General features: G+C 62.1%; 20 protein-coding genes, 3 tRNA genes and 3 rRNA genes. 7 read left to right on the forward strand and 19 right to left on the reverse strand.

The genetic code is table 11. The annotated features are described in order from the left end of the window. Window positions 1-11: 11 nt before the first annotated feature. The 9 genes from ACZ46Y_RS12220 to ACZ46Y_RS12260 all read right to left on the reverse strand — a co-directional run bounded on the left by ACZ46Y_RS12220 (window position 12) and on the right by ACZ46Y_RS12260 (window position 6953). Window positions 12-1496, reverse strand: coding sequence for a Na+/H+ antiporter NhaC family protein (locus tag ACZ46Y_RS12220; protein WP_311952467.1), 1485 nt, complete (start codon window positions 1494-1496; stop codon window positions 12-14). Between the two features lie 197 nt (window positions 1497-1693). Then, window positions 1694-2293, reverse strand: a complete 600-nt coding sequence (locus ACZ46Y_RS12225) for a DUF2726 domain-containing protein (RefSeq protein WP_311952470.1) — start codon at window positions 2291-2293, stop codon at window positions 1694-1696. A gap of 111 nt (window positions 2294-2404) precedes the next feature. Next, a tRNA-Thr gene (locus tag ACZ46Y_RS12230) sits at window positions 2405-2480 on the reverse strand. Window positions 2481-2555: 75 nt separating this feature from the next. Next, window positions 2556-2630 (reverse strand) — tRNA-Gln (locus ACZ46Y_RS12235). Window positions 2631-2634: 4 nt separating this feature from the next. After that, window positions 2635-2710 (reverse strand) — tRNA-Phe (locus ACZ46Y_RS12240). Window positions 2711-2838: 128 nt separating this feature from the next. Further along, window positions 2839-3111, reverse strand: a complete 273-nt coding sequence (locus ACZ46Y_RS12245) for an oxidative damage protection protein (protein ID WP_311952473.1) — start codon at window positions 3109-3111, stop codon at window positions 2839-2841. Window positions 3112-3153: 42 nt separating this feature from the next. After that, window positions 3154-4287, reverse strand: a complete 1134-nt coding sequence (gene mutY, locus ACZ46Y_RS12250; protein ID WP_376717565.1) for an A/G-specific adenine glycosylase — start codon at window positions 4285-4287, stop codon at window positions 3154-3156. Window positions 4288-4293: 6 nt separating this feature from the next. Beyond that, complete coding sequence (locus tag ACZ46Y_RS12255; RefSeq protein WP_311952477.1) at window positions 4294-6600, reverse strand: AsmA family protein; 2307 nt, start codon at window positions 6598-6600, stop codon at window positions 4294-4296. Next, window positions 6597-6953 (reverse strand): acetyl-CoA sensor PanZ family protein, encoded by a 357-nt coding sequence (locus ACZ46Y_RS12260; protein ID WP_311952482.1) that lies wholly within the window; start codon window positions 6951-6953, stop codon window positions 6597-6599. Before ACZ46Y_RS12260 ends, ACZ46Y_RS12255 begins: the two co-directional genes overlap by 4 nt. A 205-nt stretch (window positions 6954-7158) precedes the next feature. Here ACZ46Y_RS12260 and hisB point away from each other — a divergent pair, with 205 nt between their 5' ends. The 5 genes from hisB (at window position 7159) to ACZ46Y_RS12285 (ending at window position 10557) form a co-directional block, all read left to right on the forward strand. Continuing rightward, window positions 7159-7752: an imidazoleglycerol-phosphate dehydratase HisB gene (hisB, locus tag ACZ46Y_RS12265; RefSeq protein ID WP_311952487.1), complete on the forward strand. Its 594-nt coding sequence runs from the start codon at window positions 7159-7161 to the stop codon at window positions 7750-7752. Window positions 7753-7762: 10 nt separating this feature from the next. Beyond that, a complete protein-coding gene (gene hisH / locus ACZ46Y_RS12270) occupies window positions 7763-8404 on the forward strand; it encodes an imidazole glycerol phosphate synthase subunit HisH (RefSeq protein ID WP_311952492.1) in 642 nt (213 codons plus the stop codon). A gap of 71 nt (window positions 8405-8475) precedes the next feature. Then, window positions 8476-9222 carry a 1-(5-phosphoribosyl)-5-[(5-phosphoribosylamino)methylideneamino]imidazole-4-carboxamide isomerase gene (hisA, locus tag ACZ46Y_RS12275; protein WP_311952495.1) on the forward strand — a complete coding sequence of 249 codons (747 nt, stop codon included), beginning with the start codon at window positions 8476-8478 and terminating at the stop codon, window positions 9220-9222. Beyond that, complete coding sequence (gene hisF / locus ACZ46Y_RS12280) at window positions 9219-9992, forward strand: imidazole glycerol phosphate synthase subunit HisF (protein WP_311952497.1); 774 nt, start codon at window positions 9219-9221, stop codon at window positions 9990-9992. The genes hisA and hisF overlap by 4 nt, the downstream gene beginning before the upstream one ends. A gap of 1 nt (window position 9993) precedes the next feature. Continuing rightward, the gene (locus ACZ46Y_RS12285; RefSeq protein WP_311952499.1) at window positions 9994-10557 is read left to right on the forward strand and encodes a hypothetical protein; all 564 of its coding nucleotides are present in this window, start codon (window positions 9994-9996) and stop codon (window positions 10555-10557) included. 41 nt (window positions 10558-10598) lie between these two features. Here the strand turns inward: ACZ46Y_RS12285 and ACZ46Y_RS12290 are convergent, their stop codons facing one another. Then, a complete protein-coding gene (locus tag ACZ46Y_RS12290; RefSeq protein ID WP_311952502.1) occupies window positions 10599-11195 on the reverse strand; it encodes a YjaG family protein in 597 nt (198 codons plus the stop codon). Between the two features lie 136 nt (window positions 11196-11331). On the opposite strand from ACZ46Y_RS12290, the gene ACZ46Y_RS12295 reads away from it, so the two are divergent. After that, on the forward strand, window positions 11332-12021 hold the full coding sequence (locus tag ACZ46Y_RS12295; protein WP_311952505.1) for a type 1 glutamine amidotransferase: 690 nt from the start codon (window positions 11332-11334) through the stop codon (window positions 12019-12021). On the opposite strand, the gene mnmH is transcribed toward ACZ46Y_RS12295, so the two are convergent. The 4 genes from mnmH to ACZ46Y_RS12315 form a co-directional block, all read right to left on the reverse strand. Further along, window positions 12018-13127, reverse strand: a complete 1110-nt coding sequence (mnmH, locus tag ACZ46Y_RS12300; protein ID WP_311952508.1) for a tRNA 2-selenouridine(34) synthase MnmH — start codon at window positions 13125-13127, stop codon at window positions 12018-12020. The genes ACZ46Y_RS12295 and mnmH overlap by 4 nt on opposite strands. Beyond that, window positions 13124-14161, reverse strand: a complete 1038-nt coding sequence (gene selD / locus ACZ46Y_RS12305) for a selenide, water dikinase SelD (protein ID WP_311952512.1) — start codon at window positions 14159-14161, stop codon at window positions 13124-13126. The genes mnmH and selD overlap by 4 nt, the downstream gene beginning before the upstream one ends. A 102-nt stretch (window positions 14162-14263) precedes the next feature. Next, window positions 14264-15640 carry a DNA repair protein RadA gene (gene radA, locus ACZ46Y_RS12310; protein ID WP_311952516.1) on the reverse strand — a complete coding sequence of 459 codons (1377 nt, stop codon included), beginning with the start codon at window positions 15638-15640 and terminating at the stop codon, window positions 14264-14266. Window positions 15641-15756: 116 nt separating this feature from the next. Continuing rightward, window positions 15757-16206: a copper resistance protein NlpE N-terminal domain-containing protein gene (locus ACZ46Y_RS12315; protein WP_311952519.1), complete on the reverse strand. Its 450-nt coding sequence runs from the start codon at window positions 16204-16206 to the stop codon at window positions 15757-15759. Window positions 16207-16363: 157 nt separating this feature from the next. On the opposite strand from ACZ46Y_RS12315, the gene hisC reads away from it, so the two are divergent. Next, the gene (hisC, locus tag ACZ46Y_RS12320) at window positions 16364-17425 is read left to right on the forward strand and encodes a histidinol-phosphate transaminase (protein ID WP_311952523.1); all 1062 of its coding nucleotides are present in this window, start codon (window positions 16364-16366) and stop codon (window positions 17423-17425) included. A 407-nt stretch (window positions 17426-17832) separates the two neighbouring features. On the opposite strand, the gene rrf is transcribed toward hisC, so the two are convergent. From rrf to ilvC, 5 genes are all read right to left on the reverse strand, one after another. Then, window positions 17833-17948: ribosomal RNA gene (gene rrf, locus ACZ46Y_RS12325) — 5S ribosomal RNA — on the reverse strand. Window positions 17949-18052: 104 nt separating this feature from the next. Further along, a 23S ribosomal RNA gene (locus ACZ46Y_RS12330) occupies window positions 18053-21042 on the reverse strand. A 235-nt stretch (window positions 21043-21277) separates the two neighbouring features. Beyond that, window positions 21278-22810, reverse strand: a 16S ribosomal RNA gene (locus tag ACZ46Y_RS12335). Together the 16S, 23S and 5S rRNA genes form the textbook arrangement of a ribosomal RNA operon. A 467-nt stretch (window positions 22811-23277) precedes the next feature. After that, the gene (gene pssA / locus ACZ46Y_RS12340; protein WP_311957162.1) at window positions 23278-24129 is read right to left on the reverse strand and encodes a CDP-diacylglycerol--serine O-phosphatidyltransferase; all 852 of its coding nucleotides are present in this window, start codon (window positions 24127-24129) and stop codon (window positions 23278-23280) included. Window positions 24130-24357: 228 nt separating this feature from the next. Beyond that, window positions 24358-25374: a ketol-acid reductoisomerase gene (ilvC, locus tag ACZ46Y_RS12345; RefSeq protein ID WP_311957164.1), complete on the reverse strand. Its 1017-nt coding sequence runs from the start codon at window positions 25372-25374 to the stop codon at window positions 24358-24360. Window positions 25375-25565: the final 191 nt, after the last annotated feature.

The following is a 25565-nucleotide window of genomic DNA, read 5'->3' on the forward strand; positions in this document are numbered from 1 at the left end:
TCTCCGTTGGCTTAGGTGTGTGTCGGGTTTTCCGGCGGCTCTTTCAGCTCCTGGCCGCCGGGGCCTTCATAGCGCCGGCCCCAGCCGGTGAGCGCCGCGACCAGCATGATCGCAACCAGCAGCCAGCCCTGGAAGACGAACGGAAATACCTGGGTGGGTGCAACGCTCGGCAGCCATTCGTAGGTTTCCTGCATCAGCCTGATGGTCGACCAGCCGAGCAGCACCGGCGCGCCCCAGGGGAAAATATAGCCCAGCGCCGAAGTCATGGCGTCGAGCATGTTGGCTCGGCGGTAGCGGTGGAGCCGGTAGCGCTCGCCCAGCTCGCGCACAAAGGGCGCGGCGGCGATTTCCGCGGCGGTGTTGATGGTAATGGCGGTGTTCAAAAGCGCCACGATCCCCCAGATGGCAAGCTCTGCCTTGCGCACGGAGTCCTTGATCCAGGTCACCAGCTTGCCGGTGATCGCTTCCATGGTGCCGCCCAGCTTGAGCAGGTAGGCCGAGGCGACGATCAGCAAAATCAGGATCGCCATATTGACGTAGCCTTTCACGCCCTGCACCAGCGCGCCGGTCATCACGGTGTCGGCCTCGGCGTCAAAGCTAACGATGTCGCCAAGCGCGCCGGTGCCGGCCACCAGAATCACCGGTATCGAGGCAATAATGCCCCAGGTGAGTGAGGTCAGCAGGTGCTGGCCGGACAGCGCCAGCACCAGCACCAGCGCAAACGGCGCCAGCATCAAAAGCCCCATGGGCTCGGTGGAGGCCATCATTTCCTCAAGAGCCGCCGGGTCGGCAAAGCTTGCGTCGCCCCCGCCGCCGAATACGGCAAACAGAACGGCGGTGGGGATCGCCGCGGCGATGGAATACTTGAAGCGGCTGCGCACGACGCCTGGCACGTCGGCTCCCTGGGTGGTGGCCGAAACGATGGTGGTGTCCGAGACCGGGGCGAGGTTGTCGCCGAAGATCGCTCCGGAGAGGATAGCGGCGAACAGCATGGTGGGGTCACTGCCCACGGCCACGCCGGCCGGATACATCAGGGTGCAAAAGGCAACCGTAGTGCCGTAGCCGGTGCCCACGGCGGTGGAAAAGATCCCCGCGAGCACAAAGGTCATGGCCACAAAGAGCCCGCCGGTGACGTTGGACACGCCGCCGAGCCACACCAGGCCCTCGACCAGGCCGCCCACCTGCAGCACCTGGGCAAACATGCCGGCAAAGAACCAGGCAACGATGGCGACCACGCCCACCGGCTGAGTCATGCCTTCAAACAGGCCGTTGGCGTAGTCGGACCAGCGGCTGGCGCAGCAGAAAAGCCCCAGCACAATGCCGAACAGCGCGCCCATGACCAGGGCGATTTCCGACGATAGTCCGAGCACGCTGATGGTAATCGCCCAGATGACGAAAAACGCCAGCGGCACGGCGGCGCCGAGCGCGCCAAAGCGAAACGACAGGGAAGCGACGGGCGGCGGATGCTGCCCGGACGACGTGGTTGGCTCTGCCATGCCATTCTCCTTGTTCGACGGGGGATCTCCCGGCGCGGTGCCGGCGACATACCGGGGGACAGAAGCCGCAGCAATATTCACCGCTAACGCGGCGTCTGGCATCATTTTGTATGTCCTCAAACCTCAAAGTAGAGGAAATACTGTGCACGTAAAAGCGCTGCCGCCTAGCACTATAGGCGTAGAGGCGCCGCCGGCCGCTACGCCGAGCGCCTCTTGGCCGCCTTCTTGCGGCCGCGCTTCCCGGGCTTTGCCGGGCGCTCGCGAATCGCCGCCTGGATATGCTCGCGCAGCGCCTGCGCCTCGTAGCGCCGGGCCGTGGGTATGCGCAGCAGCGGAACCCCGGCCTGGGCAAAGGCCGCGTTGACGAAACGGTCCCGCTTGAGCCGGTCCTGGCGCTCGTGGGAAGCGTCGTCCAGCTCGATACAGCACATCACCCGCCCGCTTTGCGGGTCGACCAGCACATAGTCGATGTGCTTTTGGCTGATGCGCGAAAACGCCCGCAGCCACTCCCCCCGGGGGAGTCTTGGATCGCGCTCCACGGCGAGCAAATCCGCTATCCGGACCTTGCCCATCAGCAGCCAATCGCTGCCGATGGCCTCTTGCAGCGCCCCGGCAAAGCGCCACTCGGCCTGGGTGAACAGGAACTCGTGCGCCCGGTAGCGGGCCCGCCGCTTAGGAATAAGCCGCTTGATCAGCGCGATCAGCAGCATCAGGGCCAGCACCCCGCCAAGGCCCCATGCCAGCGGATGATTCAGATACTCCGGCATCGCGCCCGGTAGCGCAAAAGGCAGGTTCATGCGGCGACTCCGCGTCTACGCTGTAGACATTTTGTTGACACACACAAAAAAGCCGCCCTGAAAGGCGGCTTTTTTGTGTTCTCTAACGCTTTGACTGCAAAGGCTTTGCAGTGGTGCCGACACCAGGAGTCGAACCCGGGACCTACTGATTACAAGTCAGTTGCTCTACCAACTGAGCTATGTCGGCATGGCGTTTCTTGAGAAACGAATGTGCCGGGGCGCAATGCCTTGGGCACATCCAACAAGAAATCGTGTTGGCGAATGGCTGGGGTAGCAGGATTCGAACCTGCGCATGCCGATACCAAAAACCGGTGCCTTACCACTTGGCGATACCCCAACGTTGGTGGCCGGAGACGGAATCGAACCGCCGACACGAGGATTTTCAATCCACTGCTCTACCAACTGAGCTATCCGGCCGCCGCCAACGGTGCGTATTAAACTAAAAGCGGCGCCTTCCGTCAACCGCTTTGTAAAACTTTCTTTCGTTTCTACCTTTCCTTTCCGCGGCTTATGTTCTATGCGCCGTGCGGCCTATTCACGGGCACTTACGCCTCGGGCGGAACGTAGCCTTCGGCCTGGTCGGTTTCGCGGTTATCCAGAAAGCGCTCCATCTGCTCCATCAGATAGGCCCGGGACTCGGGGTCAAGCATATTGAGATGCTTTTCGTTGATCAGGCGGGTCTGCAGCGCCTGCCACTCTTCCCATGCCTGCTTGGACACGTTGGCCTGAATCTCCTGGCCCTTCTGGCCCGGCAGCGGCGGAAACGGCAGCGCCTCCATGTCCTTTTGATACTTGCGGCAAAATACTGTCTGACTCATGAATGACTCCTTACAGCAACGCGGGGTGATTGGCTTAACAGGCTACGCATGGCCCGGCGCATTATCCAGGCAAAACGGCGCCAGCTCCACGGCAAACTCGCTGAGCAGGCGTTTGACCGGCGCGGCAAGCCCCAGCGCCGGCGGATTATTGACGTCGTACCACTGCCCGCCTTCGCGCACGGCATAAAGCTCATCGCAGTGCACCGGCTGGGGGGTGATCTCCAGGCGAAAGTGGCTGAACGCGTGGGTAAACGTCGGCCGCGCCGGCTCGCGCTCGGGGGCTTTGGCGTGGGTCGCCAGCCAGTCGTGCAGCTGGTCGTGGGTATCGAACTGCGGCAGGCACCAGAGCCCGCCCCAGAGCCCTGCGGGCGGGCGCTGCTCGAGCCACACGCGCCCCTGGCCGTCATGAAGCATCAGCATCAGCGTTTGCCGGGTGGGCACGGCCTTTTTGGGCTTGGACTCGGGGTAGCGGCGCTCCTCGCTCCGGGCGTGGGCCACGCAAACATCAGCAAACGGACAGATCGCGCAGTCCGGGGTGCCGCGCTTACACAGCGTCGCGCCCAGATCCATCATCGCCTGGGTGTAGTCGGCAAGTCGCGATTCAGGGGTGTAATGGTCCGCCAGCGCCCAGAGGCCGCGCTCCACCTGGGGCCTGCCGGGCCAGCCTTCTACCGCGTGCAGGCGGGTAAGCGTGCGCTTGACGTTGCCGTCGAGCATTACCGCGCGCTCGCCGGTGCTCTGGGCGATGATCGCTCCGGCGGTGGAGCGGCCGATGCCCGGAAGCGCAGTGAGCTCATCCACGCTTGCGGTCGGCAGCTCGCCGCCGTGCTCGTCCACTACCACTTGCGCTGCCTTGTGCAGGTTGCGCGCCCGGGCGTAGTAGCCAAGCCCCGTCCATAGGTGCAGCACTTCGTCCTGCTTGGCGGCGGCCAGATCGCCAAGGGTGGGAAAGCGCTGCATAAAGCGCTCGAAATAGCCGATGACGGTGGTTACCTGGGTTTGCTGCAGCATGATTTCCGACACCCACACCCGGTACGGCGTGCGCGGCGCCTGCCAGGGCAGGTCGTGACGCCCGTGGCGGTCGAACCAGTCGAGCAGGCGCCGCTGAAAGCGCGCCGGTTCAAGCACCGGCTCGGGCATGGCGGGCTGACTCTGATGATGCTTGGACAATGACATGCAACCTCAGTCGAACAGGCGTTTCAGGCCGTCGCGCAGCTCACGGGCGGCCCCTTCACCGAGCTTGTCGTCGAGCTTTTCCTCAATGCGGCTGCCGACTTCGTCGCCGGCCAGCCGCGACACGTTATCTTTCAGCGCGTCGCGGTCAACGCGGCACCATTTACCTGGCTCAGCGCTGATGCTGCCTTCGCAGCGCACCGGCAGCGCCAGCTTGGCAAGCCTGGGATTAACCCGGCAGGCGGCGTCGGCGGTGTTGTCCAGCCGAACGCTGGCCAGCGCATCAAACTGGCGGTGGCCCAGGTCGTACTCGCCTTCCCCCTGGACGCTGATGCCGGGAAGCGTCACCCGCAGGTCGTCGCTCTCAACGACGCCGTCGCGCACGGTGAAGGTGGCATCCACGTGCTCAAAGCGGGTGTCGTCGCGCCACTCGCGGGTGGTATCGCGGCCTTCGAGCGCAGCAACGGCTTCGCACATCTGCCGGGATATATTAACGTCGGCGATGGCACCGTCGTTCAGCTCCGCCTTGGCGCTGCCGTTTAGCCGGCGCACCAGGTCTTCGCGGGTGTTGCCTTGGGTGATGAACTCGCCGCTGGCGTCAAGCCGGCCGCTAAGCGAGGCGTCGCGCTCGCCAAGCGCTTCCAGCAGCGGCGCCATTTTCACCCCGCTGACTCGGGGCGCCAGCGCCCACTCCAGCGGCGTTTGCCCGGCATTGAGGCTGCCGGTAGCGCTGAGCTTGCCGCCGTAAAAGCCGGCCTCGAAGGCCTCGAGCCGCTGATTACCCTCGCGGCTCTTGAGCGCAAGCTCGGGGGAGTCGAACTTGAGCCCGCCAAGGGTCAGCGAGCCCAGCGCCAGCGCGCCGTCGAGATCAAGCTTGGCCAGAAGCGGTTGGGATACCAGCGCCGGCGCGTCTTCTTCTGCCACGGCCCGGCGCAAAAGCCCGATACCGGCCTGCTTGCTCGCGGCAGCGGCAGGAGCGGGCAGGTAGCGATCGACGTTCAGGGTGTCGCCTTCCAGGTCGAAGTCCAGCGCGGTGCCATCAAGCCCGGCGGCAAGCTCGCCGGTCAGGGTGGTGTCGTCGAGCACCAGCGACAGCGGGGCAAAGCGGATACGCTCGGCGTCGCCTTTTATCTGGCTGGTCAGCGCCACGTCGGAAAGCGCGCCCGGGTTGCGCGTATCGAGGCTCACGCCCAGCCGCTCGAGCCAGGGGCGAAGCGACAGCGGCGCCAGCGTCATCTGCCCGGCAAAGCGAAGGTCACTCATCCAGTTTTCCAGCGTCAGCCGGCCCCGGGCGCGCAGGCCGTCGGGGCCTTCGAGCTGCATGTCGTTAACGGTGGCGACCTGCTCGCCCCAGTCACCTTCCAGGGCAAACTTGAGCGCCAGCGCCAGGCCGCCCTCCCAGGTGTCGGGATGGTGCAGGGTGGTTTCCAGCACGCCGTCGGTCACGGCCAGCTGCCGCTCGTCCAGCCCCGCCTCGATGCGGGATGCCCCCAGGCGCAGCGCCTGGGGCTCGACGTCGGCCGCCAGCCGGGTGCGCGTTTCCAGATCGGGGTTTTCCAGCACGAAGCCGTGCTCGGCCAGCGCCAGCTTGAGCCGCGTGTCCAGGTTGATTTCGCTGCTCACCGCCGGCGGCTCCGTCAGCGCCTGGGCATCCAGGCTATCGTAGCGGCTGAGCGTCAGCATGGCCTTGAGCGGGAAGAAACGCCGCGAGTTGACATTGCTACCGGTCACGTTGAGCTTTTCGGCGTGCCATAAGGTATTGCTCTGGGCATCGCGGAAGCGCAGCTCGGCGTTCTGGACCTTGACGCTGGCAATGCTCAGCGCCACGTCGAGGTTACCGGCATCGGCGTTGGGGCCGGCGCTCGCCGGGGCCAACACGGTTTCGGCTTTTTCGCCGCGCTCGGCCATGCGCTCAAGCAGCGCCTCCCAGTTGCCTTCCCCCTGTTCGTTGCGCCGCAGGTTCAGGTTCATGCCGTCAAGGGTCAGGCCGTCCACGGCGATTTCCCCGCGCAGCAGAGGGGCCAGAGCCACGCTGACCTCGGCCCGCTCCACGGCGGCAAACGGCGGCGCCTCTTCGTCCTGCTCGGCAAGCCAGGCTCGGGCTTTCTCTACGCTGACGCCGATGCGCGGATAAAAGGACCACGAAAGCGCGCCGTCGAGCTCGACATCCAGGCCGGTATGTTCCTCCACCACCGCGGTCAGGCGCGGCTTGAAGTCCTCGGGGTCCATGAAGGTGGTAACATAGACCACGGCGGCCACGGCGAGCACGCCGAGAATGCCAACGGCGGCAAGCAGGATGCGCAACAGCTGTTTCATGGCGCCTCCTCCGGCGTTCCCGTCGGCGCGCGGGTTTTGGCCTCGGCGGCCACCAGCGCCAGCAGCCGGGTGGCCACCCCGCGCCCGCGGGTTTCCGCGCGCACGCAGAGGTGGCTTAGCTGCCACGCGCCGTCAGCGTTTGGCGTAACCGCCACGGCGCCGAGCAGCCGGGCGTTGAACAGCGCACAGGCAAAGCCGTTGCCGGCGCGCAGGTGGTCAGCGACGAAGGCCTTGGCCGCATCCGGCGCCAGATACGCTGGATCGGCGTCCTGGTAAATGCGTATCAGGTCCTGGCGAGCCTGGGAATCTTGGGCCCAGCGGGTCTGGTCTACGTGCTGCAGTGTCACCGGCATGGTTCAGGGATCCTCTTGGCCCGGCGGGCGGGCATACCTTGTGCGCGCATTGTAGCCGATTGCCGGGCCGATTCACTATAATGACGGTTTTGCCGCAGGCTTGCCCTGCTCATCCGGTGGCCTGCGCCTTCGCGGGGCGCCTCATAAACAGTGTGCGTCGCCACCGGCGCTCCCCTCAAGTGCGCCTTGGCGCAGGAGAAACAAGATGTCAGCGCGTATTGCCACGGTCAGCCGTGACACTCAGGAAACCCAGGTCAAGGTCAGCGTCAACCTCGACGGTAGCGGCCGGCTCGACGGCGAAACCGGCGTGCCGTTTCTGGACCACATGCTCGACCAGATTGCCCGGCACGGCCTGATCGACCTGGACATCAACGCCACCGGGGATACGCATATCGATGATCACCACACGGTGGAAGACGTGGGCATTACCCTGGGCCAGGCGTTTGCCAGGGCCATTGGCGACAAGCGCGGCATTTACCGCTACGGTCACGCCTATGTGCCGCTTGACGAGTCGCTTTCCCGGGTGGTGATCGATTTTTCCGGGCGCGCGGGGCTATTCATGGACGTTGCATTCACCCGGGATACCGTTGGCGCGCTGGATACCCAGCTGTTCCAGGAGTTTTTCCAGGGGTTCGTCAACCACGCCGCGGTGACGCTGCACATCGACAACCTCAAGGGGTTCAACGTCCACCACCAGGCCGAAACGATCTTCAAGGCGTTTGGCCGGGCGCTGCGCATGGCCATGGCCGAAGACCCGCGCATGGCCGGACAGATGCCGTCGACCAAAGGCACCTTATAAGGAGCACTCCATGACCATTGCCGTGATCGACTATGGAATGGGCAACCTGCACTCCGTGGCCAAGGCGCTTGAGCACGTTACCCATGAAAACGTCATCATTACCCGGGATTCGCGCTGCATTCTTGGTGCGACCCGGCTGGTTCTCCCCGGCCAGGGGGCGATCCGCGACTGCATGGGCGAGCTTGAGCGTACTGAGCTCCGGGGCCTGGTCGAAGACGTGATCCAGCGCCAGGCAAAGCCGCTGCTGGGCATCTGCGTGGGCCAGCAAATGCTGCTGGAACACAGCGAGGAAAGCGGCGGCGTTAGCTGCCTGGGCGCATTCAAGGGCGAGGTGAAGCGCTTTCCGGAAGCCATGCGCGACCACAACAATGCGCGCATGAAGGTGCCGCACATGGGCTGGAACCTGGTCGACCAGCGCCGCGAGCATCCGCTCTGGGAAGGCATCGACAGCCACGAGCACTTCTACTTCGTGCACAGCTATTACGTGGCGGCCGCTGAGGGCGCCGACGTGTTCGGGACTATCCAGTACGGCCACGTCAGCGCCCACGTGGCCATTGGTCACCAGTCCACCTTTGCCGTACAGTTTCATCCGGAAAAAAGCTCCCGCGCCGGGCTGCGGCTGCTGGAAAACTTTGTTACCTGGTCTCCATAAGCCGGTCTCCATAAGCCGGCCTCCATGAGCTCGTCACCCTGAACACCGCGCCTCAGGTAAGGTAGAACATCATGCTAGTCATCCCCGCCATCGATCTGAAAGACGGCCAGTGCGTGCGCCTCAAGCAGGGCCGCATGGACGAGGCCACGTCCTACGGCGACGACCCCGTGGCCATGGCCGCGCGCTGGGTCGAGGCCGGCGCCCGCCGCCTGCACCTGGTCGATCTAAACGGCGCCTTTGCCGGCCGGCCGGTCAACGGCGAGGCGGTCACCGCCATTGCCCGGGCCTACCCGGACCTGCCCATCCAGATCGGCGGCGGCATCCGCAACGCCGAGACCATCGAGCACTATGTAAACGCCGGGGTGTCCTACGTCATCATCGGCACCCAGGCGGTGAAGCAGCCGGCGTTTGTCGGCGACATGTGCCGCGCCTTTCCCGGCCGCGTGATCGTCGGGCTCGACGCCCGAAACGGCTTTGTCGCTACCGACGGCTGGGCCGAGGTCTCTACGATGAAAGCCACCGAGCTTGCCAAGCGCTTTGCCGACGACGGCGTGTCGTCCATCGTCTATACCGACATCGCCCGGGACGGCATGATGCAGGGCGTCAACGTCGAGGCCACCGCCGCGCTTGCCCGGGACGGCGGCCTGCCGGTGATTGCCTCGGGCGGGGTGACCAATCTGGACGACATCGAAGCGCTGTGCGAAGTGGCTGACAGCGGTATTCTGGGCGCGATCACCGGCCGCGCGATTTACGAGGGCAGTCTGGACGTCGCCGAGGCCCAGCGGCTGAGCGATCGTCTGAGCGGAGGAAAATCATGAGCCTTGCCAAACGCATTATCCCTTGCCTTGACGTCGACGCCGGCCGCGTGGTCAAGGGCGTCAACTTTATCGGCATCCGCGACGCCGGCGACCCGGTGGAAATCGCCCAGCGCTATAACCAGCAGGGCGCCGACGAGATCACCTTCCTCGACATCACCGCCAGCAGCGACGGCCGCGACACCACCGTGGACATGGTCGAGCGCATTGCCGGCGAGGTATTCATTCCGCTGACCGTGGGCGGCGGCATCCGCCGCTGCGAAGATATCCGCACCATGCTCAACGCCGGGGCGGATAAAGTGGCGATCAACACCGCGGCGATTACCCACCCGGAGTTCGTCCGCGAAGCCGCCGAGCGCTTTGGCAGCCAGTGTATCGTCGTGGCTCTTGACGCCAAGCAGGTATCCCGGGAAGGCGAGGCGCCCCGCTGGGAAATCTTCACCCACGGCGGGCGCAAGGCAACCGGCCTCGATGCGGTGGAGTGGGCGAAGAAAATGGTCGACTACGGCGCCGGCGAGCTGCTGCTGACCAGCATGGACCGGGACGGCACCAAGGCCGGTTTTGATCTGGACCTGACTCACGCCATTGCCGAGGCGGTGGGCGTGCCGGTGATCGCCTCGGGCGGGGTGGGCAACCTCGATCACCTGGTGGACGGCGTGCTCAAGGGCGGCGCCGACGCGGTGCTCGCTGCCAGCATCTTCCACTTCGGCGAATACACCATTCCCGAGGCCAAGCGCTACATGACAGAGCGCGGCATCAAGATGCGGCTATAAGATGACGGCGTTTATTTCCGGCATGCCCTTTGTTTCCGACATGCACTTTGTTTCCGACATGGTGGCGGCGTACACCCCCAGGGCGCGCCGCTGGCTTATCGCTCTGCTAGCGGGCGTCGCCCTCCCCTTGAGCGCATCGGGCAGCGACTTCTGGCAATACGACCACACCTTTGTGCAAACGAGCCTGGTAACGCAGCACTTCTCCGGCAGCGCGGGCTACAACGAAGATCAGAACCTGATCGGCATCGAGCTGCACAACCCCGACCGCTGGCTTGCAGGCACGGCCTGGCTGAAAAACTCCTTCGACCAGCCCATCTGGTATTTCTACGCCGGCCGCGAATTTCCCTTCTGGCAGCCGGCGCCGAATCTGGAGTTTCGTGCCAAGCTCACCGCCGGCGCGCTGCGCGGCTACAAGGACAGCAAAAAGCACAAGATTCCGTTCAACCACTACGGCGTTGCCCCGGCCATTCTGCCGGCCGTCGGCGTCCGCTGGGGCAAGGTTGAAACCGATATACTGCTATTCGGCACCGCCGGCGTCATGTTCAACGCCGGCATCCGTATTTAACCCCCCAAAGCCGCCGGCGGCATCCGGCGGCCTCTGCTCGCCTATTCCGAGTCCAGCGAAAGCCCCAGATTGCTAACGCCCTCGTTTTTACCCAGCCGGCGGACCTCTTTCAGCCGGTCTTTGGAAAGCGGCGGCGAGACGGCCTCAAGCACGGCGTCCTGAAAGCCGTTTTCGTCGTCGGTAAGCGGGTGGTCACGAATCAGCAGCGCCAGCTTCTCGGCGTCGTCTTCGCCTTCGGTGAGCTCGATAAAGGCGCGCACGCCGGCACGCGAGGTGCGGCTGACGTCGAGCACCGCCTCGGGGGCTTCGCCGCGCAGGGTATCCAGCAGCGCCGACACCGACATCACGGCGTCCAGCGCCCGCCGGGCGCCGAAGCTGTCGTCCTCGGCCGGGGGCTCGCATTCGGCCAGCTTTTCTGCCTGGCGGTCGAAGTCGATACTTGCGCTGCGCACGGCGAGCTTTTCCCACACCAGATCCAGCACGGCGCGCAGCGTATGCGTATCGCCGTGGCCGGTGGTTTGCGCGTAAAGCGCATAGTTGGGCAGCTGGCGCTCGGCCAGAGCGGCCATGAAGGCCTGCTGTTCGGGAAGGCCAAGCTGCTGAAGTCGCTGGAAAAAGCCCAGATTTTGTGACGCCATGTTAGTATTCCTGTGCGTGCTTCCCACCGGGGAGTCAGGATCACGCTTGCCGGTAAGGTGCTTGTTCAAAAAATGGAACAAGATTTGTGTCACTAAGCGCTGGCCCAAAAAGCCGCTATCGGTCGAGGAGAATACCATGCACGTCCATCTGCTACAGCACAGCCCCCGCCACGGCCCCGCGCGCCTCGCCGACTGGTTTTTGAGCATGGGGCACAGCTACACCGTGTTTCATCTTGACGAAGGCGAGCTGGCCCCGCCCCCGGGCGACAGCGATGCGCTGATCGTCCTCGACGGCGACGAAGCTCAGCTCGATCACCCGCCGGCGTGGCAGCGGGGAGAACAAAAGCTGATCGAGCGCTACCTGGACGGCCACAAGCCGCTGCTGGGCTTCGGCCTTGGCGCGCACCTGATTGCTGATGCGCTGGGGGCAACGGTCGCTCCGGGTACCTTCCCCGAGGCCGGCTTTCACGCAGTGACTGTGGATGAGCGCTCGCCGTTTGATCTGCCCGGGCAGTTTCACGCCTTTCTGTGGCACCGCGCCGTCTTCAGCCTGCCGGATAACGCAACGCCGCTGGGCGCAAGCGCGGCTGCCCCGCTGCAGGGCTTTGCCTGGGACGACAAGCGCGTCATCGGCCTGCTGTGCCAGCTGCACGCGACCCGGGAAAGCGTTTCGACTCTGCTGGACAGCCAGGCGCCACCCGCCGGCCGCGACGACTTTGTTCAGCCACCGACGGACATCCTCGCCGACGCCGAGCCTTTCGATCGGCTCGCGCCGCTGCTCGACCGGGTACTCTGCGAATGGCTGAGCACAGCGCCAGCGTCTTAGCCGCTGGCAGGCGCCTGCACTGCCTGCCACTCCCGGGCGGCGCTCAAACAGCTGCCCCAGTCGCCCACGTGCAGCTCGCGCAGTCCGGTCTGCTGGTGGCGCTTGAGGTGGTAGCGGTACATGGGGTCGTAGTATTCGGTCAACAGCGGGGCCAGCCAGGCTTCGTGGGCCTGGCGATCGCCGCTTTCGTGGGCGGCAAACGCCAGCGCCTGTAGCCGCTGCAGCCGGGCGAGGCGGGCGCTGCCCAAGCGCTTTTTCAGCCGCAGCAGGGCGTTACCCAGCTGCTGGCGCATGCGCTGCCAGCCCTCTTCTTCGCCAAAGCGGGCGCAGTGGGCGCGCTCAAGATCAATGATGTAGTCCTTTTGCAGCTGCTCCAGCCGCCAGTCCAGGGGCATTTCCACGCGGATGCGCGGCGCCTGTGCCATCCCCTGCCAGAACGTCAGCGGAACGTTGACGCTGCCGACCTGGCGCGACTCGTCTTCCAGCGTCAGCGGACCGGAAAGCGCCATCAGCCGTTTGGCCAGGGCGTGTTCAAAGTCAATCTGGGTTGGCGGCGGTTCGGGCATCCGGCCGAACGCCGAGCCCTTGTGGTTGGCGAAGCCTTCCAGATCCACCCCGCTTTCCAGCCGGTTGATCAGCGCCGTCTTGGCACAGCCGGTAAGCCCGCTGATGACCAGCATGGGCTGGCTTGCAGCGTCATCAATACGCGTACAGAGCCGCTGCCGCATGGCTTTCCAGCCGCCTTCAATCCGCGGCGGCGCGCGGCCGGCCTCCGCTAACCACTGCTGCACGATCTGCGAGCGCAGCCCGCCACGAAAACAGTAGATCAGCGCGTCGGGATACTCGCTCAGGTAGGCGCGCCAGGCTGCCAGCCGCCCGGCCTTGGTCTCGCCGCTGACCAGCTTTTCGCCCAGCGTAACGGCGGCCGCCTGCCCGCGCTTTTTATAGGCCAGGCCCACCTGATGGCGCTCGTCGTCGTCCAGCAGCGGCAGATTGACCGCGCCCGGCAGCGCCCCCTGGGCAAACTCCACCGGGGCACGCACGTCGATCAGCGGGTACGCCTGGCAAATCAGGTCGGTACCGGCCGGTGCGCTCGCACCAATCACCCGGCCACCTCGATAAGCGCCTCACCGTCGACTTCCTTGAGCGTGCCGAACGCGGCAAGCTCGATATCGTGCTCGCGGCCGATGCACTGGACCGCATCAGCGCTGTCCGGGTCTACGGCCAGCAGCAACCCGCCGGAAGTTTGCGGGTCGCACAGCCACTGCCAGTGAACATCGCTCATCGCCGGAAGCGCCGCCCCCAACGCTTCGCGGTTGCGCACCGTGCCGCCGGGCACTGCTCCGCGCTGGCGGTAGCCTTCCGCAGCTTCCAGGCGCGGCAGGCGACTGAAATCGAGCACCGCGGCCACGCCGCTCGCAGCGCAGACTTCGCTCAAGTGCCCGGCCAGGCCAAAGCCGGTGACATCGGTCATGGCGTGTACACCGGCCACCTCGGCAAGCTCGACGCCGATGCGGTTGGAGACCAGCATGGTTTCCCGGGCAAGCCCCCGGTGCTCGGCGGCCAGCAGGCCGCGCTTTTCTGCCGTGGTAAGCATCCCCACGCCCAGCGGCTTGGTCAAAAACAGCAAATCCCCGGGCTTGGCCGCGCTGTTGAGCTTCAAGCGCTCAAGCTCGATGAGGCCGTTCACCGCCAGGCCGAAAATCGGCTCCGGGGCGTCAATGGAGTGCCCGCCGGCAAGGGCCACGCCGTGGTCGCGGCAAACGGCCTGGGCACCGGCCATGACATCGCCGGCGATATCGACGCTGAGCTTGTCCAGCGGCCAGCCGAGAATCCCCAGCGCCATGACCGGATCGCCGCCCATGGCGTAGACGTCGCTGATGGCGTTGGTCGCTGCGATACGCCCGAAATCGTACGGGTCGTCGACAATGGGCATGAAAAAGTCGGTGGTGGCGATCATCCCGCGACCGTCGCCCAGGTCGTAGACGCAGGCGTCTTCGCGACCCTGGTTACCCACCACCAGGCGCTCGCTGCTGGCCGGCGGGCCGGCCTTGGCGAGGATGCCGTCGAGCACGTCGGGAGCAATTTTACAGCCGCATCCGGCGCCGTGGCTGTACTGGGTCAGGCGAATGGCGCTCATTGAGGTGTCTCCTTGGCCAAAACGATGGGCGGCCATTCTAACGCAGCCGGGCGCTCACCACCTATGCCACCTTACGGCACTGGCACCAGATGCACCTGACCGCTAGAGGGCATCCAGCGCGTCGCTAAGCTTGTCCACCGGGGTAACCGTCATGCCCTTCGGCGACTTTTTGGGCGCGTTGGCCCGGGGCACAATGGCCCGGGTAAAGCCGTGCTTGGCGGCCTCGGCAATGCGCTCCTGGCCGCTGGGCACCGGGCGAATTTCGCCGGACAGCCCCACCTCGCCAAATACCACCAGCTCCCGAGGCAAAGCGCGGTTTTGCAGGCTCGACACCACCGCCAGGAGCACCGCCAGATCGGCGCTGGTTTCGAGCACCTTGACGCCGCCCACCACGTTCAAGAACACGTCCTGATCGCCGGTAAAAAGCCCGCCATGGCGGTTGAGCACAGCAAGCAGCATGGCCAGGCGGTTGTGATCCAGCCCCACCGCCACCCGGCGCGGATTGCCCAGCGCGGACTCGTCCACCAGCGCCTGCACTTCCACCAGGATCGGGCGGGTGCCTTCCCACACCACCATGACCAGGCTGCCGGGGGCCTGCTCTTCGTTGCGCGATAGGAAAATCGCGCTGGGATTTTTCACCTCTTTCAGCCCCTGCTCGAGCATGGCAAAAACGCCCAGCTCGTTGACCGCGCCAAAGCGGTTTTTCTGCCCGCGCAGGGTGCGAAAGCGCGAGTCCGAGCCGCCTTCCAGCAAAAGCGAGGCGTCGATCATGTGCTCGAGCACCTTGGGGCCGGCAAGGCTGCCGTCCTTGGTCACGTGCCCCACCAACAGCAGCACGGTATTGCTCTGCTTGGCAAAGCGGGTAAGCGCAGCGGCGGACTCGCGCACCTGGGCGACGCCGCCGGGAGCCGAGGCAATGTCTTCCAGGTGCATGGTCTGGATGGAGTCGATCACCAACACGTCGGGCTTTTCGCGCTCGGCTACCGCCAGAACGGTCTCGATGCTGGTTTCGGCGAGCATCTTGAGCCCCTGGGTAGGGAGCTGCAGCCGGTGGGCGCGCATGGCCACCTGGGACAGCGACTCTTCCCCGGTGACGTAGATAACCGCCTGGCTCTGGGCCAGTTTGCAGGCGGTTTGCAGCAGAAGCGTCGACTTGCCCGCGCCGGGGTGGCCGCCCAGGAGAACCGCTGAGCCCGGCACCAGGCCGCCGCCCAGCACGCGGTCAAACTCACCGAAGGTGGAGCTCATACGCGGCACTTCGCTGAGGTCCACCTGGCCCAGGTCCACCACTTTCCGCGTCAGCGTGCCGCTATAGCCGCTACGCCCGGTTGAGACGCTCGGCGCTGCGCCCGGACGCGGCGCCGCCAGGCGCACTTCGCTCAGCGTGTTCCATTCCTTGCAGCTGGAGCACTGCCCCTGCCACTTAGGATATTCGGCACCGCATTCGGTGCACACAAAAGCGCTTTTGGCTTTGGCCACAAACGTGCTCCTACGACAATGAGCATGAAGGATTAGCGGGCCATCTTACCTGCCGTAAAACAGCAAAGGCGGCTCATGGCCGCCTTTGCTTCTTGCCTTGATGCTACCCGCAACGATTACTGACGCTTGAGGCGCAGCATCTCACCGTTTTCAAAGCGGCGACGCTCGGGATCAATCAGCTCAAGCGTGCGCTCGTCCAGGCGCAGGAAGTAGTACGTCTGGCCTTCACCGTCCGGCGTCAGCTCATATACCTTGGCATCCGGATCGGAGGGCGTTCCGGTCAGGACTTCCCAGTTACCGGCGTAGTCTTCGTCCGGCGGCGTTTGCGGATGGTTCATGTAGGAGGCGGTGAGTGCAAAGGTACGCTCCTGCATGGCATCAGCTTCTTCACCGGTCATTTCCACGTCGAGACCGATACCGTCACAGTTACGGCAGGGCAGCGTTCCCTGATAGCTGACGGCAGCAGGCTCCACGGACTCCTTGCTGGCCGTTTCTGTCGGGCCGCCGGCACAGCCTGCCAGCAGCGACAGCATGGCCGAGCCGATCAGCACACTTCTTAGTTGCATCGTTGATCTCCTCATCGCGTTAAACAGTCAAGTAAAGTGGCAACAGCATAACCGCTCCACACTACCACGCACACCCCCCTTCCTGCGGGTTACTTGCGCTTTTTTTCCGCCCAAGCGACCATGATCGTCACTGTGCCCACCGATTCAGGTCATTGCCATGAGCCAATTCTGGAGTCCCGGCGTACGTGAGCTAACCCCTTACGTTCCTGGCGAGCAGCCCGCCGATCAGGTCATCAAGCTGAATACCAACGAAAACCCCTACGCCCCTGCGCCGGGCGTTGGCGAAGTGCTCCGCGACTATGCCACCAGCCATCTGCGCCTCTACCCCGATCCCGCCTCCACCGCGCTGTGTCAGGCACTGGCCAGAACGTACGAAGTAACTGACGACAGCGTTTTTGCGGGCAACGGTTCGGATGAGATCCTTGCCTTTGCTTTTCAGGCGTTTTTCCGTCACGGCGCGCCGTTGGACGTTCCCGACATCACCTATAGCTTCTACCCGGTCTACGCCCGGCTTTATGACGTCGAGCTGCGTCAGCATCCGCTTAACGAAAAATGGGAGGTCGACCTGGAAGCGCTGGCAAGCGCTGACGACAGAAGCGGCATCATCTTTGCCAACCCCAACGCCCCCACTGGCCATGCACACACGCTCGCCGCACTGGAAACGCTCCTCAGGCGCGTGACTGACCGCGTCGTACTGGTGGATGAGGCCTACGTTGATTTTGGCGCGGAAAGTGCCGCCCCGCTGACGGAGCGCTACCCTAACCTGCTGGTGACCGGCACCTTCTCCAAGTCCCGCAGCCTCGCCGGGATTCGCCTTGGCTATGCCATCGGCTCGCCGGAGCTGATAGAAGGGTTGAAACGTATCAAGGACTCCTTCAACTCTTACCCGGTGGATCGCCTGGCCGAACGCGCCGGCATTGCCGCGCTGGAAGACACCGAACACTTCCACGCCTGCCGCGACAGCGTTATCGCCACTCGTGAGCGCACCCGCATGAGGCTGGAAACGCTGGGCTTTAACGTTCTTCCCTCCGAGGCCAACTTTCTCTTTGCCAAACACGCAACCCTCGATGGCGGCCAGCTATTTGCCGGCCTGCGCAAACGCGGCATCCTGGTAAGGCACTTCGACAAGGCCGGACTCAGCAACTTCCTGCGTATCTCCATCGGCACCGATGACGAGATGGACACCCTGATCGAAACCCTGGAAGTGCTCTGTATTTGAACAGCCCCACACCGCGCCCGCAGGAGATCGTCTCGCCATGCCGCGGTGGGCGCGTGCGCCTTTCCCCGCTACGGTCATCGCGATGACCCAGGGGTCGCTATGACGTGGCGGGTGCGGTGCTCACAGCCCGCTACGGTCGTCGCGAGGAGCGCAAGCAACCAGAAAACGGGGGTAAACGACGTGGCGATCTCATACTTGCGCTGGCACTTTCCCTCTACTGTCATCGCGAGTCGCATAGCGACGTGGCGATCTCGTACGGGCGGTGGCACTATCGGCGAAACCCGAGATGGCCACGCTTCGCTCGCCATGACCCAGGAGCCGCGATGACCGGGGAGGCGGTGCCCTTGCCGCTTTTCTTCCGCGCACACAAAAAACCCGGCGCTTGGCCGGGTTCTTTGCGTATTGGTGCCTGACGATGTCCTACTCTCGCATGGGGAGGCCCCACACTACCATCGGCGCTGAGCGGTTTCACTGCTGAGTTCGGCAAGGGATCAGGTGGTTCCCGCTCGCTATGGCCGTCAGGCGTAACCGGTGATATATCATGCTGTTCGTGATCGTCTCGCGTATCCGTCCTGTCTTGTTTGACATCTTCATCGTTGTCCTGCGACCCGACCCCTTGGGTGTTATAGGGTCAAGCCTCACGGGCACATTAGTACCGGTTAGCTCAACGCCTTGCAGCGCTTCCACACCCGGCCTATCAACCAGCTCGTCTTGCTGGGCCCTTCAGGAGGCTCAAGGCCTCGGGGATGTCTCATCTTGAAGGGGGCTTCCCGCTTAGATGCTTTCAGCGGTTATCCCGTCCGCACTTAGCTACCCGGCAATGCCACTGGCGTGACAACCGGAACACCAGAGGTGCGTCCACTCCGGTCCTCTCGTACTAGGAGCAGCCCTTCGCAAACATCCTGCGCCCACGGCAGATAGGGACCGAACTGTCTCACGACGTTCTAAACCCAGCTCGCGTACCACTTTAAATGGCGAACAGCCATACCCTTGGGACCGACTTCAGCCCCAGGATGTGATGAGCCGACATCGAGGTGCCAAACACCGCCGTCGATGTGAACTCTTGGGCGGTATCAGCCTGTTATCCCCGGAGTACCTTTTATCCGTTGAGCGATGGCCCTTCCATACAGAACCACCGGATCACTAGAACCTGCTTTCGCACCTGCTCGACGTGTCTGTCTCGCAGTCAAGCACCCTTGTGCTCTTGCACTCACTGCACGATGTCCAACCGTGCTGAGGGTACCTTCGTGCTCCTCCGTTACGCTTTGGGAGGAGACCGCCCCAGTCAAACTACCCACCACACACGGTCCTCGATCCGGATCACGGATCGGAGTGAGAACGCCAATGATGCCAGGCTGGTATTTCAAGGGTGGCTCCCCCCGGTCTGGCGACCGGGGTTCCAAGCCTCCCAGCTATCCTACACAAGCAACATCGGCGTCCAGTGTGAAGCTATAGTAAAGGTTCACGGGGTCTTTCCGTCTGGCCGCGGGTACACCGCATCTTCACGGCGATTTCAATTTCACTGAGTCTCGGGTGGAGACAGCGTGGCCATCATTACGCCATTCGTGCAGGTCGGAACTTACCCGACAAGGAATTTCGCTACCTTAGGACCGTTATAGTTACGGCCGCCGTTTACCGGGGCTTCGATCAAGCGCTTCGCCGAAGCTAACGCCATCACTTAACCTTCCGGCACCGGGCAGGCGTCACACCCTATACGTCCGCTTGCGCGTTAGCAGAGTGCTGTGTTTTTAGTAAACAGTTGTAGCCACCTGGTATCTTCGACCGCCTTCCGCTCCCCCCGCGTGGGGGTTCACGTACCGGCGGCGTGCCTTCTCCCGAAGTTACGGCACCATTTTGCCTAGTTCCTTCACCCGAGTTTTCTCAAGCGCCTGGGGATTCTCACCCTGACCACCTGTGTTGGTTTGGGGTACGGTCTCGCAGTATCTGAGGCTTAGAGGCTTTTCCTGGAAGCGTGGCATCGATGACTTCCAGCCCGTGGGCTGTTCGTCTCGTCTCTCGGCCTTGAACCACCGGATTTCCCTGATGGTTCAGCCTACGGACTTTCACCAGGACGACCGTCGCCTGGCTCACCTAGCCTTCTTCGTCCCCCCATCGCAATACTGTGAGGTACGGGAATATTGACCCGTTTCCCATCGACTACGCCTTTCGGCCTCGCCTTAGGGGCCGACTCACTCTGCTCCGATTAGCGTCGAACAGAAACCCTTGGTCTTCCGGCGAGGGCGTTTTTCACGCCCTTTATCGTTACTCATGTCAGCATTCGCACTCGTGATACCTCCAGCAGGCTTCTCAGCCTCCCTTCATCGGCTTACACGACGCTCCTCTACCACGTATCTAAAAAGACACGTCCGTAGCTTCGGTATCTGGTTTAGCCCCGTTACATCTTCCGCGCAGGCCGATTCGACTAGTGAGCTATTACGCTTTCTTTCAAGGATGGCTGCTTCTAAGCCAACCTCCTAGCTGTCTAAACCTTCCCACATCGTTTCCCACTTAACCAGAATTTGGGGACCTTAGCTGACGGTCTGGGTTGTTGCCCTTTCCACAATGGACGTTAGCACCCACTGTGTGTCTCCCACGCTGGCACTCACCGGTATTCGGAGTTTGCCTCGGGTTGGTAAGTCGGGATGACCCCCTAGCCGAAACAGTGCTCTACCCCCGGTGGTGATACGTGAGGCGCTACCTAAATAGCTTTCGAGGAGAACCAGCTATCTCCGGGCTTGATTAGCCTTTCACTCCGACCCACAGCTCATCCCCGCATTTTTCAACATACGTGGGTTCGAGCCTCCAGTTGATGTTACTCAACCTTCACTCTGGCCATGGGTAGATCGCCCGGTTTCGGGTCTATTCCCCGCAACTTGTCGCCCTGTTAAGACTCGCTTTCGCTACGCCTCCCCTACACGGTTAAGCTCGCTACGGAAAATAAGTCGCTGACCCATTATACAAAAGGTACGCGGTCACCCCATCACTAAGCCACCTCTGCTTGATTTTTGGGTTGAACGTTGCAGGCAACGTTAACCCTCAAGCGGATGTGATAATGATGAGCTCATCACGAAGAAGCTTAGTGATGGGGCTCCCACTGCTTGTACGCACACGGTTTCAGGATCTATTTCACTCCCCTCACTGGGGTTCTTTTCGCCTTTCCCTCACGGTACTGGTTCACTATCGGTCAGCCAGGAGTATTTAGCCTTGGAGGATGGTCCCCCCGTCTTCAGTCAAGGTTTCTCGTGCCCCGACCTACTCGATTTCACGCGATCGGATTTTCGACTACGGGGCTATCACCCACTATGGCGGCCCTTCCCAGGGCCTTCGTCTAATCGGTCACGCGCTTAAGGGCTACTCCCCGTTCGCTCGCCGCTACTGGGGGAATCTCGGTTGATTTCTGTTCCTCGGGGTACTGAGATGTTTCAGTTCCCCCGGTTCGCCTCGTATCCCTATGGATTCAGGATACGATACTCATCTTGTGATGAGTGGGTTGTCCCATTCAGAGATCGCCGGGTCAAAGGGTGTTTGCCACCTCGCCGACGCTTATCGCAGGCTTCCACGTCTTTCATCGCCTCTGGCTGCCTAGGCATCCACCGTGTGCGCTTCATTGCTTGACCCTATAACCCGAAGGAGTCGGGGTCGCAATGACAACGATATTGCCGGATACGCTTGAGACGTATCACATGATCTTCTCAAGGAAGATCGTTTTATCAGCATGATATATCTTGTTAAAGAGCACTGCCTGAAAGCAGTCATAAGCGTCGTGGCATTTCACGGGGCTTATGACTGCTCAGGGGCACATCGATCAGGTAATTCATTGTGGGCACTTGCCGGGCGGGTAGACGCATCGGTTAAGGAGGTGATCCAGCCGCAGGTTCCCCTACGGCTACCTTGTTACGACTTCACCCCAGTCATGAACCACACCGTGGTGATCGCCTTCCGAAGTTAGGCTAACCACTTCTGGTGCAGTCCACTTCCATGGTGTGACGGGCGGTGTGTACAAGGCCCGGGAACGTATTCACCGTGCCATTCTGATGCACGATTACTAGCGATTCCGACTTCACGGAGTCGAGTTGCAGACTCCGATCCGGACTGAGACCGGCTTTATGGGATTCGCTCACTCTCGCAAGTTAGCAGCCCTTTGTGCCGGCCATTGTAGCACGTGTGTAGCCCTACCCGTAAGGGCCATGATGACTTGACGTCGTCCCCACCTTCCTCCGGTTTGTCACCGGCAGTCTCCCTAGAGTTCCCACCATTACGTGCTGGCAAATAGGGACAAGGGTTTCGCTCGTTACGGGACTTAACCCAACATTTCACAACACGAGCTGACGACAGCCATGCAGCACCTGTCACTGCGCTCCCGAAGGCACCCCGAGATCTCTCTCGGGTTCGCAGGATGTCAAGGGTAGGTAAGGTTCTTCGCGTTGCATCGAATTAAACCACATGCTCCACCGCTTGTGCGGGCCCCCGTCAATTCATTTGAGTTTTAACCTTGCGGCCGTACTCCCCAGGCGGTCGACTTATCGCGTTAACTTCGCCACAAGGGTCTCAAGGACCCCAACGGCTGGTCGACATCGTTTACGGCATGGACTACCAGGGTATCTAATCCTGTTTGCTACCCATGCTTTCGCACCTCAGCGTCAGTGTCAGTCCAGAAGGCCGCCTTCGCCACTGGTATTCCTCCCGATATCTACGCATTTCACCGCTACACCGGGAATTCCACCTTCCTCTCCTGCACTCTAGCGCGACAGTTCCGGATGCGATTCCCAGGTTGAGCCCGGGGCTTTCACAACCGGCTGATCGCGCCGCCTACGCGCGCTTTACGCCCAGTAATTCCGATTAACGCTTGCACCCTCCGTATTACCGCGGCTGCTGGCACGGAGTTAGCCGGTGCTTCTTCTGTGAGTGATGTCTCCCTGCCGGGGTATTAACCCGACAGCGTTCTTCCTCACTGAAAGTGCTTTACAACCCGAGGGCCTTCTTCACACACGCGGCATGGCTGGATCAGGCTTCCGCCCATTGTCCAATATTCCCCACTGCTGCCTCCCGTAGGAGTCCGGGCCGTGTCTCAGTCCCGGTGTGGCTGATCATCCTCTCAAACCAGCTACGGATCGTTGCCTTGGTAGGCCGTTACCCTGCCAACCAGCTAATCCGACATAGGCTCATCCGATCGCGGGAGCCAAGGCCCCCTTTCTCCCGTAGGACGTATGCGGTATTAGCCTGAGTTTCCCCAGGTTATCCCCCACGACCGGGCAAATTCCTATGCGTTACTCACCCGTCCGCCGCTCGACGCCCAGAAGCAAGCTCCTGTCGTTTCCGCTCGACTTGCATGTGTTAAGCCTGCCGCCAGCGTTCAATCTGAGCCATGATCAAACTCTTCGGTTTACGATCATTGTGATCCTTGCTTTCCGCTGCCCGAGGGCATTGGAAAAAGCGGATCAAACTTGGCTCAAGGTTTCAAACGTTCTCAAAAATCCAGAAATCGAGATTTCCAAATTCTGACGAGTCGCTTGCCTTGATAGTAGGTGATTTGTCACCCACCCAGGCAAGCGCCCACATGAATTACCTGATCAACTTGTTAAAGAGCGTCTCGCTAACACCACTCGCCGGCGATGACCTGCCGCGGCGGCTGCGAGGAAGGCGCATTCTACACGCCTTGAAGCGCTTGTCAACGGCTGAATGCTTTCTTTAGCCATTCGGCTTCGGCAATAATACATTTCTGCCGATCGCTAACCTGCTGACAAACAAGGCCTTTTCGGGCCCCTTCACCGCCGGTGACGCTTGGCGTCGCCGGCAGCGGATGCGTACTATAGGATCTGACAGGGTGTTTGGCAAGGGGTTCAGCCAATAAATTAATGCCGGGGTTTGATCTTGCGTAACACGGCCTGCAGCGGCCCCGAAATCACGTAGGTACCAAAGAGCAGCAGCAGCATGGCCGAGGGCTCGACGGAAATCATCACAAACCCCAGCACGACGGCCAGCAGCACGACAAACGGCACCGGCTTCTTGAAGTCGACATCCTTGAAGCTGTAATAGCGAATATTGCTCACCATCAAGATGCCGGCTGCAGCGACCACGCCAAGCATCAGCAGCTTGAAGCCGAATTCGTTGGCCTCGAAGCTGTTGAAGGTCCACACGCTTGCCGCCACCAGTGCCGCAGCCGAGGGGCTGGGTAAACCGATAAACCACTTCTTATCCACGCTGCCGATCTGGACGTTGAAGCGTGCCAGCCGCAAGGCAGCACAGGCTACGTAGAGAAACGCCACGATCCAGCCGGGCTTCCCGATATCCTGCAGAATCCAGGTGAACGCTACCAGCGCCGGTGCCATGCCGAACGAGAGCATATCGGCCAGGCTGTCATATTCCGCACCAAACTCACTTTGCGTATTCGTCATACGCGCCACGCGCCCGTCCAGCCCGTCCAGCACCATGGCAATGAAAATAGCGATGGCCGCTGCGGAAAAATCCCCATTAATACCGGCCACAACGGCAAAAAATCCGGAAAACAGCGCCGATGTGGTAAAGAGATTGGGCAGCAGATATATCCCCTTACGACGCACCTTTTCACCCTCGACCATGGACTCTTCGACCACCTCTGTCTCGCGCATGAAAGTGGCTGCCATATCTTCATTGCGGCGGGTATCCGCCTGTTCGTCATGCGACGATGCCGGGGATGACGATGCGTCACGATTATCCTGAGTCATAGCAGTTACCTTGCGTCATGGATGGTATTCCGATTCACGGGGTCACGGCCTAAACGCAAATTTGTTGCGCTACGCCCTGCATTTTACATGGTGGCGCCACAACCACCACCGAAAGGGCTTCAACGCGCAGTTGATAAAACGCAAAAAGCGCGCACGATTGGCATCGTGCGCGCTTTGATAGGCAGAACAGAGCAGCGCCTGGCTGCTCTGTTAAAGAGCATTGGCCGCTTAGTTCTTCTCTTTGTCGACCAGCTGGTTTGCTGCGATCCAGGGCATCATGCCGCGCAGCTTAGCCCCGACTGTCTCCATCTCGTGCTCGGCATTGAGACGGCGACGGGCGGTCATCGACGGATAGTTGGTCTCGCCTTCGTTGATGAACATCTTGGCGTATTCGCCCGTCTGAATATCCTTCAAGGCGCTGCGCATGGCCGCCCGGGACTGCTCGTTGATGATCTTCGGGCCAGTTACGTACTCACCGTACTCCGCGTTGTTGGAGATGGAGTAGTTCATGTTGGCAACGCCGCCTTCATACATCAGGTCAACGATCAGCTTGAGCTCATGGAGGCACTCGAAGTAGGCCATTTCCGGCGCGTAGCCGGCTTCGGTCAGCGTCTCGAAACCGGCTCGCACCAGCTCAACGGTACCGCCGCAAAGTACGGCTTGCTCGCCGAACAGGTCAGTTTCGGTCTCGTCCTGGAAGGTGGTCTCGATGATGCCGCTGCGGCCACCACCAATACCTGCGGCGTAGGACAGCGAGAGCTCCTTGGCACTGCCCGATGCGTTCTGGTGGATCGCAACCAGGTCGGGGATACCGCCACCGCGGACAAACTCGCTACGCACGGTATGCCCCGGGGCCTTGGGCGCAATCATGACCACATCAAGATCCTTGCGCGCTTCAATCTGGTTATAGTGAACGTTAAACCCGTGGGCAAAAGCGAGTGTCGCCCCTTCTTTCAGGTTAGGCGCCATCTCGTTTTCGTAAATGGCTTTCTGGTTCTCATCCGGCGCCAGCATCATGACCACGTCTGCGGTCTTGCACGCCTCGGCCACGGTTGCCACTTTCAGCCCTGCGGCCTCAGCCTTGGCGGCAGAAGAAGAGCCCTCACGCAGCGCCACGGTGACATCCACGCCGGATTCCTTCAGGTTGTTGGCATGAGCGTGACCCTGGGAGCCATAGCCGACAATCACAACCTTCTTGGCCTGGATCAGGGACAAATCGCAGTCTTTATCATAATAAACGCGCATAGCTAAAGCTCCAGAACGGTGCAGATAGAAACAGAACGGACAGAATAAGTGCCGGCGAAACGGGCAGCGTCGGCGCCAGAAGCCACCCTCAGCAGCGCAGACGCTACGACATGCGCACGGCGGCATGAACAAACTTTACGCCATCCTGCTTATTGCGTAAAACGCTATATTTGCAATACAACATTGCAAAT

The sequence above is a fragment of the Halomonas garicola genome (assembly GCF_055382465.1).

Coding starts and splice junctions, on each gene's coding strand:
- ACZ46Y_RS12220 (WP_311952467.1), bottom strand. CDS start 1,496: ATGGCAGAGCCAACCACGTCGTCCGGGCAGCATCCGCCGCCCGTCGCT.
- ACZ46Y_RS12225 (WP_311952470.1), bottom strand. CDS start 2,293: ATGAACCTGCCTTTTGCGCTACCGGGCGCGATGCCGGAGTATCTGAAT.
- ACZ46Y_RS12245 (WP_311952473.1), bottom strand. CDS start 3,111: ATGAGTCAGACAGTATTTTGCCGCAAGTATCAAAAGGACATGGAGGCG.
- mutY (WP_376717565.1), bottom strand. CDS start 4,287: ATGTCATTGTCCAAGCATCATCAGAGTCAGCCCGCCATGCCCGAGCCG.
- ACZ46Y_RS12255 (WP_311952477.1), bottom strand. CDS start 6,600: ATGAAACAGCTGTTGCGCATCCTGCTTGCCGCCGTTGGCATTCTCGGC.
- ACZ46Y_RS12260 (WP_311952482.1), bottom strand. CDS start 6,953: ATGCCGGTGACACTGCAGCACGTAGACCAGACCCGCTGGGCCCAAGAT.
- hisB (WP_311952487.1), top strand. CDS start 7,159: ATGTCAGCGCGTATTGCCACGGTCAGCCGTGACACTCAGGAAACCCAG.
- hisH (WP_311952492.1), top strand. CDS start 7,763: ATGACCATTGCCGTGATCGACTATGGAATGGGCAACCTGCACTCCGTG.
- hisA (WP_311952495.1), top strand. CDS start 8,476: ATGCTAGTCATCCCCGCCATCGATCTGAAAGACGGCCAGTGCGTGCGC.
- hisF (WP_311952497.1), top strand. CDS start 9,219: ATGAGCCTTGCCAAACGCATTATCCCTTGCCTTGACGTCGACGCCGGC.
- ACZ46Y_RS12285 (WP_311952499.1), top strand. CDS start 9,994: ATGACGGCGTTTATTTCCGGCATGCCCTTTGTTTCCGACATGCACTTT.
- ACZ46Y_RS12290 (WP_311952502.1), bottom strand. CDS start 11,195: ATGGCGTCACAAAATCTGGGCTTTTTCCAGCGACTTCAGCAGCTTGGC.
- ACZ46Y_RS12295 (WP_311952505.1), top strand. CDS start 11,332: ATGCACGTCCATCTGCTACAGCACAGCCCCCGCCACGGCCCCGCGCGC.
- selD (WP_311952512.1), bottom strand. CDS start 14,161: ATGAGCGCCATTCGCCTGACCCAGTACAGCCACGGCGCCGGATGCGGC.
- ACZ46Y_RS12315 (WP_311952519.1), bottom strand. CDS start 16,206: ATGCAACTAAGAAGTGTGCTGATCGGCTCGGCCATGCTGTCGCTGCTG.
- hisC (WP_311952523.1), top strand. CDS start 16,364: ATGAGCCAATTCTGGAGTCCCGGCGTACGTGAGCTAACCCCTTACGTT.
- pssA (WP_311957162.1), bottom strand. CDS start 24,129: ATGACTCAGGATAATCGTGACGCATCGTCATCCCCGGCATCGTCGCAT.
- ilvC (WP_311957164.1), bottom strand. CDS start 25,374: ATGCGCGTTTATTATGATAAAGACTGCGATTTGTCCCTGATCCAGGCC.